The organism is Flavonifractor sp. An82, from assembly GCF_002159265.1.
In the GTDB taxonomy this organism is placed as follows: domain Bacteria; phylum Bacillota; class Clostridia; order Oscillospirales; family Oscillospiraceae; genus Flavonifractor.
Map to the genome: position 1 here is coordinate 1 of NZ_NFHG01000041.1, position 8,512 is coordinate 8,512.

Annotated in this window: 5 protein-coding genes; 3 read left to right on the top strand and 2 right to left on the bottom strand. The window is 63.7% G+C overall.

The features are described from left to right. Positions 1-1,175: S-layer homology domain-containing protein (locus B5G34_RS17920; RefSeq protein WP_204245985.1), on the top strand; the 1,175-nt coding region annotated here is incomplete at its 5' end. 121 nt (positions 1,176-1,296) lie between these two features. On the opposite strand, the gene ppdK is transcribed toward B5G34_RS17920, so the two are convergent. Then, positions 1,297-3,939 (bottom strand): pyruvate, phosphate dikinase, encoded by a 2,643-nt coding sequence (gene ppdK, locus B5G34_RS17925; RefSeq protein ID WP_087340617.1) that lies wholly within the window; start codon positions 3,937-3,939, stop codon positions 1,297-1,299. 266 nt (positions 3,940-4,205) lie between these two features. On the opposite strand from ppdK, the gene B5G34_RS17930 reads away from it, so the two are divergent. Together B5G34_RS17930 and B5G34_RS17935 are read left to right on the top strand one after the other, a co-directional pair. After that, positions 4,206-4,586 carry a BlaI/MecI/CopY family transcriptional regulator gene (locus B5G34_RS17930; protein ID WP_162609531.1) on the top strand — a complete coding sequence of 127 codons (381 nt, stop codon included), beginning with the start codon at positions 4,206-4,208 and terminating at the stop codon, positions 4,584-4,586. A gap of 1 nt (position 4,587) precedes the next feature. After that, a complete protein-coding gene (locus B5G34_RS17935; protein WP_087340622.1) occupies positions 4,588-6,807 on the top strand; it encodes a M56 family metallopeptidase in 2,220 nt (739 codons plus the stop codon). A gap of 59 nt (positions 6,808-6,866) precedes the next feature. On the opposite strand, the gene B5G34_RS17940 is transcribed toward B5G34_RS17935, so the two are convergent. Then, a partial coding sequence (locus tag B5G34_RS17940) for a hypothetical protein (protein ID WP_087340624.1) occupies positions 6,867-8,512 on the bottom strand: 1,646 nt, incomplete at its 5' end.

An 8,512-nucleotide genomic window follows, 5' to 3' on the forward strand; every position in this document is an offset into this window, starting at 1 on the left:
GCACCGCGGATGTGGGCACCGTCTACTACTACTGCGTGGTGACCAACACCGACAACGAAGCCACCGGCAGCAAGACCGCAGCCTCTACCTCTGACGTGGTGGCCGTCACAATTTCCGCACCGGTACCCAAGGAGTACACCATCACCTTCCATGCAGGCGGCGGCTCTGTGGAACCCACTTTTGCCACTACTGTAAACGGCAAGCTGCCCAGTCTGCCTACCCCCACCCGGAGCGGTTACTCCTTTGCCGGGTGGTACACGGCAGCAGATGGTGGCACCGCAGTCACTACTGACACGCAATTCACTCAGGACGCTGTTATTTACGCCCGCTGGAGCAATATTTCCGGCGGCGGCAGCTCCAAGCCGCTCTATACCGTGACAGTACCCAGCACGGTCAACGGCAGCGTCTCTATCAGCCCCAGAAATGCGGCGCAGGGCACCATTGTTACCATTACGGTCAATCCTGCTGACGGCTATATCATGAACAAATTGACGGTGACCGATTCTACCGGAAAGCTTGTCCCTGTGGATCAGAAGAACGATGCTCAATACACCTTCAGCATGCCGTCCGGCAACGTTTCCATTGCCGCTTCCTTTATCGAGGACTATACCTCCGTCGTTTTGTCCTTCACCGATGTCAAGGAGGGTGACTGGTTCTATGAGGCAGTACAGTTTGCCGTACAGTATGACATGATGAACGGCACCGGCAGTAACCGTTTCCAGCCCGACAACCTGCTGAGCCGGAGTATGATTGCCACTATCCTGTGGCGGCTGGAAGGTTCTCCCACCGGCAGTTCCGCCCATTTCACCGACGTTTCCGGCAGCATGTGGTACGCCGAAGCGGTGAACTGGGCTGCATCCAACGGTCTGGTAAACGGCTACGGCAACAGCACCTTCGGCCCGGAAGACAGCATTACCCGGGAGCAGATGGCGGCTATTCTGTACCGCTACGCCCAGTTCAAGGGATATGATGATACCGTTCAGGGTAACCTGTCCGATTTCACCGATGGCGGCCAGACCTCTGATTGGGCCGAGGACGCTGTGGTGTGGGCCGTGAACAACGGTCTGCTCACCGGCAAAGGCGGCAGCCTACTGGATGCCAAAGGAAGCGCTACCCGCGCTGAAGCGGCGGCCATCCTCATGCGTTTTTCCCTGATTTTTCCGTTATCTGAATAATCCAGACAGCCCTTCGGCACGTGTATCAAGCACACTTTTCACAAGGCCTGCACTAAGTAAAACCCCGCCCCGATCCTGATGGATCGGGGCGGGGTTTTGAGTTAATATGCTCCGAAAACTCTTATTTCCTCGGATTTTTAATAGCGGCCTGGGCGGCAGCCAGACGGGCGATGGGCACACGGAAGGGAGAGCAGGACACGTAGTCCAGTCCGACCTTGTGGCAGAACTCCACGGAGGTGGGGTCGCCTCCGTGCTCGCCGCAGATGCCCAGATGGATATCGGGGCGGGTCTGACGGCCCAGCTTGGCGGCCATGGCCACCAGCTTGCCTACGCCGTTCTGATCCAGGTGAGCGAAGGGATCAGACTCGTAGATCTTCTTGTCGTAGTAGTAGCTCAGGAACTTGCCGGCGTCGTCACGGGAGAAGCCGAAGGTCATCTGAGTCAGGTCGTTGGTGCCGAAGGAGAAGAACTGGGCCTCGGTGGCGATCTCGTCGGCGGTGAGGGCGGCACGGGGGATCTCGATCATGGTGCCAACCTCATACTTCATGTCGATACCGGCGGCGGCAATGATGGCGTCGGCGGTCTTGACCACCACGTCCTTGACGTACTTGAGCTCCTTCACCTCGCCCACCAGGGGGATCATGATCTCGGGGACCATGTTCCAGTCGGGGTGCTTCTTCTGCACGTTGATGGCGGCGTTGATGACGGCGGTGGTCTGCATGGCGGCGATCTCGGGGTAGGCGACGGCCAGACGGCAGCCGCGGTGGCCCATCATGGGGTTGAACTCGTGGAGGGAGTCGATGACATTGTGGAGCTTCTCCACGGAGATGCCCATCTCGCCGGCGATCTCCACGATGTCCTCCTCCTTGGTGGGGAGGAACTCATGCAGCGGGGGATCCAGGAAGCGGATGACCACAGGATTGCCCTGCATGGCCTCATAGATGCCCTCGAAGTCGCCCTGCTGGTAGGGCATGATCTTGGCCAGAGCCTTCTCGCGGTCGGCCACATTGTCGGAGACGATCATCTCACGGATGGCCTTGATGCGCTCGCCCTCGAAGAACATATGCTCGGTGCGGCACAGGCCGATGCCCTGAGCGCCGAAGGCGTAGCCCTGAGCGGCGTCGCGGGGGTTGTCGGCGTTGGTGTATACCTTCAGCTGGCGATACTTGTCGGCCCAGCCCATCAGGCGGCCGAAGTAGCCGGAGCCGGGATCGGCGGGCACGGTGGCAATGGCCTCACCATAGATGTTGCCGGTGGAGCCGTCCAGGCTGATCCAGTCGCCCTCATGATAGTCCTTGCCGGCCAGAGTAAACTTCTTGTTGTCATAGTCCACCACGATGTCGCCGCAGCCGGACACGCAGCAGGTGCCCATGCCGCGGGCCACCACGGCGGCGTGAGAGGTCATGCCGCCGCGGACGGTGAGGATACCCTGGGAGACCTGCATGCCCTCGATGTCCTCGGGGGAAGTCTCCAGGCGGACCAGGATGACCTTCTCGCCCCGGGCGTGCCACTCCTTGGAGTCCTCGGCGGTGAAGACCACACGGCCGCAGGCGGCGCCGGGAGAGGCGGCCAGACCCTTGCCCACCACCTGGGCCTTCTTCAGGGCCTCGGGATCAAAGGTGGGGTGGAGCAGGGCGTCCAGCTGCTTGGGATCGACGCGGCACACGGCCTCCTTCTCGTCGATCATGCCCTCGTCCACCAGATCCACAGCCACCTTCAGGGCGGCGGCGGCGGTACGCTTGCCGTTGCGGGTCTGCAGCATGTAGAGCTTGCCATTCTCGATGGTAAACTCCATGTCCTGCATATCCTTGTAGTGCTGCTCCAGGCGGTTGGCGATGTCGGCAAACTGCTCGTACACCGCGGGCATCTCCTCATGGAGCTTGGAGATGGGGGAGGGGGTGCGCACGCCGGCCACCACGTCCTCGCCCTGGGCGTTGATGAGGTACTCGCCGAAGAGGGCCTTCTCACCGGTGGCGGGGTTGCGGGTGAAGGCCACGCCGGTACCGGAGTTGTCGCCGGAGTTGCCGAACACCATGGACTGCACGTTGACGGCGGTGCCCCAGTCGTAGGGGATCTCGTTCATGCGGCGGTACACGTTGGCGCGGGGGTTGTCCCAGGAGCGGAACACGGCCTTGACGGCCTCCATCAGCTGGACCTTGGGATCCTGGGGGAAGTCCTCGCCCTTTTCCTTCTTATAGAACTCCTTGAAGAGGACCACCAGGTTCTTCATGTCGTCGGTGTCCAGCTCCACGTCCTGCTTGACGCCCTTCTTGGCCTTGACGTCGTCGATGATCTCCTCAAAGCGCTTCTTGGACAGCTCCATGACCACGTCGGAGAACATCTGGATGAACCGGCGGTAGGAGTCGTAGGCGAAACGGGGGTTGTTGGTGAACTTGGCCAGGCCCTCCACCACCACGTCGTTGAGGCCCAGGTTGAGGATGGTATCCATCATGCCGGGCATGGAGGCCCGGGCGCCGGAACGGACGGAGACCAGCAGGGGGTTCTCAGGATCGGCAAACTTCTTGCCGCAGATCTCCTCCATCTTGCCCAGGTACTCGTAGATCTGGGCCTGGATGTCCTCGTTGATCTGACGGCCGTCGTTATAATACTGGGTGCAGGCCTCGGTGGTGACGGAAAAGCCCTGAGGCACCGGCATACCCAGGTTGGTCATTTCGGCCAGGTTGGCGCCCTTGCCTCCCAGCAGCTCGCGCATGGAACCGTTGCCCTCGGAGAACAAGTAGACGTACTTGTGAGAATTGCCCATTTTCACATTCCTCCTAAGTTTGCCCCGCTGGGTTGGCGGGACCGATCACTGGGTCATATTATACCATTTTGACAAACAATTGCAAGGGTTGTACGGGCATATGTGCCAATTTTCACCAAACTATACAGTATGAAAATTATTTTCACGCCCAGGGCTTTTTTCCGCAAACGTAATAATTTTGTAACCGGTCCGGCCTTGACAGAATGAGGTTACAGTTGTACCCTATAGGCGAAAGGTACAGTTGTAACCTGGAAGGAGGCATTACCATGGGCGCTGTGGAGGAGAAGATCACCGAGGCGGAGCTGGAGGTGATGGAGGTGCTGTGGCAGGCAGAGGAGTCCCTGACCCTGGGGCAGATACGGGGCGCCCTGCCGGAAAAGAACGGGGAGACGGTCAAGACCCTGCTGCGGCGGCTGTGCGCCAAGGGGGCGGCGGCCCAGGAGAAGGGGCAGGTCTATTCCTACCATCCGCTGGTGAGCCGGGAGGAGGTGGGCACCAGCCGCACCCGCAAGCTCATCGACAAGCTGTACGCCGGTTCGGCCCGGCAGATGGTGGCCGCCCTGGTGGAGCACGACCAGCTCACCGGGGCGGATATCGCCCAGCTGCGGGAGCTGCTGGACAGCCTGGACCGGGAAGGGGGACGCTGATATGGCGGCCTTTCTGCTGACACTGGTCAAATTGAGCATTCTGGGCTCGGTACTGGCCGGTCTGCTGATGCTGGTGCGGCCCCTCATCAGGAGCAAGGCGGCGGCTTACTATCTGTGGCTGCTGGTGCTGGTGCTGCTGTGCCTGCCCTGGGGGGTGACCATCCCTCTGCCCGCCCAGCCGGCGGAACCGGTCACCCAGTCCCAGACCCAGACCGTCCCCTCCGGCGGGACCCAGACCGAAACGGTCCAGGGTCAGATGGGGGAGACCACAAACCCCACCGCCCCCGAAGATCCCGCCGTGCCGGAGACGCAACCCCCTGCACCCTTTGACTGGCGGGGACTGGTGACCTCCCCCGCCCTGTGGTTCGGCCTGTGGGCCGTGGGAGCGGCCCTGTGGCTGGGGCGGTATGTGTGGGGCTACCGGCGCTTTGCCGCGCTGGTGCGGGCCTCTGCTCACCCCGCCGGAGAAGAGGCCCGGCGGGTGCTGGCCGCCCTGGACCCCGGTGGCCGGGTGGCCCTGCTGGAGTGTATCCACGTCCACACCCCCATGCTGCTTGGAGTGGTACGGCCCGTCATCGTGCTGCCCCGGGGAGTGGAGGCCGACCGGCTGGGGGATATCCTGTCCCACGAGCTGACCCACGCCCGGCGGCACGACCTGCTCTATAAATGGCTGGCGGCGGCGGTGACCAGCCTCCACTGGTTCAACCCCCTGATGGCGGTGGTGCGGCGGCAGCTGGCCCGCTCCTGTGAGCTCTCCTGTGACGAGGCGGTGACCCGGACTATGGACGGCCCCGCCCGGCGGCACTACGGGGAGACATTGCTGGCCCTGGCCGCCCGGCCCCCCAGGGGTATGGGGGTGCTGGCCACGACACTATGCGAGGAAAAGGCCCAACTGAAAGAAAGGCTGGTGACCATGATGAAAGGCAGGAAGCAGGGCCCCGCCGCTCTGGCGGCCACCCTGGCCCTGGCCATCGCTTTGACCGGCTGCGCCGCCATCAGCGGCGCCGCGCCCAGCGCCGCGCCCACGCCCACCCCTGACCAGAGCGCCCTGCTGGAGGACGGGGCGCTGTACGATCTGAACTTTGACCTGCAGGCGGCCATTCCCCAGGATCTGGCCGACCAGCTGCTGGTGGAGCTGCCGGAGGAGGGGGAGGACTTCCTCATCACCGTGCGGGAGAAGCGCAGCTACGAGGCGGCTGGGGGCGGCGACACCGACATGGGGTGGCTCTTCACCCTGGCCCGGTGGGACCAGGCTCAGTATGAGCAGTATCTGGTCTCCGACGGCAGCGGAGTGGACCCCTTTGCCCGCAAGGACGGCTGGTACTATGTGCGGTTCCACCCCACCGACGTGCGCTTTTACAGTGAGTCCCAGGACCAGGCCACCCTGGAGGAGGAGAGCAAGGCCTGGGAGACCCTGAACACCCGGCTGCCGGAGGAGGTGAAGGCCGACTTCATCGCCCGCAACGGCCTGGAGCAGTATGACGACGGCATGTACTTCCACGACGGCTGCCTGTGGGACAGCCAGCACCGCTACGTCTGGTTCCGCACCGGGGACTGGAGCGAGTCCATTACCCTGCTCCTCTCCCAGCCTGCCGCCCAGGGGGATGGGGGCGTCTGGTGCGTGGAGGGCTGGATGGACAACAACTACGGCACCCATTATCTGGTGCTCCCCCGGGATATTGCCACCACGGCGGCGGACTACTATGCCCAGCTCCAGCAGCAGGTGGATGAGGGCCGCAGCCCCGGCCTGCTGGACCCCCTCCAGGTAGCCAAGGAATGGCTGGGTGAGCAGGGCTACGATGTAGGGGCCGGCCAGACGGAGCTGGTGGAGGGGGACCCGGCCTGGGGAGTCTATGAGCGGGAAATACAGTCCTTGGTCAATACGTCGGGTACTATGATACAAGTAAATTATAAAAATGGCCAGGCAGAAGAGGTGGACCGCTGCACCTCTCCCGGTATCCGGATCCTGTGGGTGCCGGTGCTGGTCCATGCCCCGGCCCCGGAGACCCTCAACGGCAGCGCCATCATCCTGGACCCTGACGGGGAGGAAGGCCGCGTGATCGTGCTGGAGGAGGGAAACCTGATGGGCTTGGAGCGGGACGGCAAAACCGACTGGTACGCCAGAGCCGGCCACCTCTCCCAAACGGGACTCTACAACCTCTTTTTGGCCGGCTATGAGATGCTGGTCCAGGGTCAGGAGGAGCTGCCCGCCCCCACCTGAGGGCAAGAGTCCCCATAGGCAAAAAACTCCCCTGCCAGCTGGCAGGGGAGCTTTTTGTCTCAATATTTGTTGACCATCCCCGAGATCAGGGGGGTGGGCACCAGCCACATGATGAGGAACACCAGCAGGTTGGGTGCGGACAGGGAGGCGTAAGCCCCCACAAAGGTGAGGTAGAAGGCCAGGATCAGGCCTACCAGAGCCCCCAGGCTGGCCAGTACCGCCGAGGCACGCACCGCCCGGCGCAGGCGGGCGGCGCCCACCACCGCCTCCGAGTAGGGGCCGATGCCCTCCCGGCAGAGGACGGCGGTGAGGATGTCGCTGTGGAGCTGGTCCTCGTCGGACAGCTCCACCCGGCGCTCCGCCGCCGGGTATTCCATCCGGTCCACCGGCAGCTTGAACCGCTGGCGGAGCATGGCGGGGATCAGGTTGAAATCCCGGGTGGCCATCACCGGGGTGATCCGGTTGTGGATCAGGGAGGACAGGGCGGGGTCCACCGTGCCGTGGAGGGTGTAATTTAGGGCAAAAATGCCCGCCAGCTCCCCGTCGATGGCGCAGAACACCGCGTTCTTCACCCGCAGGCCGGGGGGCAGAGCCACCTCCATCAGCCGCATGAAGTCGGCGGAGCCCACCAGCACCTGCTCGTTGCGGATGACCCCGGACAGGCCCCCTTCGTAGCAGAAGAAGTTGGACACCCGGCGATAGATGGCCCCCTGGGCCCGCAGCAGGTCGTGAAAGATTTTGTCCAGGCCGCAGCCCGACTCCCGAATGAGGGTGGCGGTGTCAGCCACCACCTTTTCCGCCGGGAAGTCGCCGAAAATCTTGATGCCGTTGAGAGCCACGCAGCCCGGCGGGAAGAGGTCGGTGTCGTTGACCACGATGCCGCTGCCGCCGGTGGCGGTGACCCCGTCCCAGCCGGCAATGGCGGCCCCCGACTTGCTCAGCCGCTGGCACAGGGAGAGCCAGGGCAGCCCGAAGCACAGAGCTCCCGACAGGGAGGCGGAGGCGGTGAGGGTGGCGGACAGGCACCACAGCAGCCGCTCCGGCGCCCCACGGCCGATGGAGGCCACCACGCTGAGCAGCAGGCTGGCGATGAGCAGCAGGGGGCAGATCCGCCGAAAAATCCGCTGGGCCCCGTCAGAGGCCTGGATCTGGCGGCCGAAGCCGATGGGCTCGCCGGACCACTTTACATAGGTGTCCCGGCCGTTCCACTTGCCCTCGTCCAGGGTGACCAGATAGGGGCTGGAGGCGGCTACTGCCGTCTTGCAGGCCAGCCGCAGGCCCCGCCGCTTCCGGTAGGTGCCTCGCAGCAGCAGGGATATCCCCAGTACAATGGCGGCGCAGTAGGGCATCTGCCCCGCCCGGGGATCTAACATATCCATGGTCAGGGCGTCGGCCAGGGTAGCGGCGGAGGCAAAGACCAGCACCGAGTCCATGCCCGCGTCCAGCCGCAGCAGGCCGAACAGCCCCCGGAAGAGCACGTCCAGCCCGATGAGCATGGCCAGCCCCTGTACCCCCGCCAGGATGAGCACCCGCAGCTGAGGTGTCAGCACATCCGGGTGGGGGAAGGCGTCCAGGGTCAGATAGAGGGCGGGGAGGAAGAGTAGAAAGACCAGGGTGGAGCGCACCTTCATGCCCTTCAGGCCACGGCCATACCGCTTGGCCAGATCCGCCGGAGGCAGATCGGGGGCGGGAGGGGGCGTCCGAC

Excerpts from the sequence above, each read along its gene's own strand:
- ppdK (WP_087340617.1), bottom strand. The coding sequence starts at position 3,939 with ATGGGCAATTCTCACAAGTACGTCTACTTGTTCTCCGAGGGCAACGGT.
- B5G34_RS17930 (WP_162609531.1), top strand. The coding sequence starts at position 4,206 with ATGGGCGCTGTGGAGGAGAAGATCACCGAGGCGGAGCTGGAGGTGATG.
- B5G34_RS17935 (WP_087340622.1), top strand. The coding sequence starts at position 4,588 with ATGGCGGCCTTTCTGCTGACACTGGTCAAATTGAGCATTCTGGGCTCG.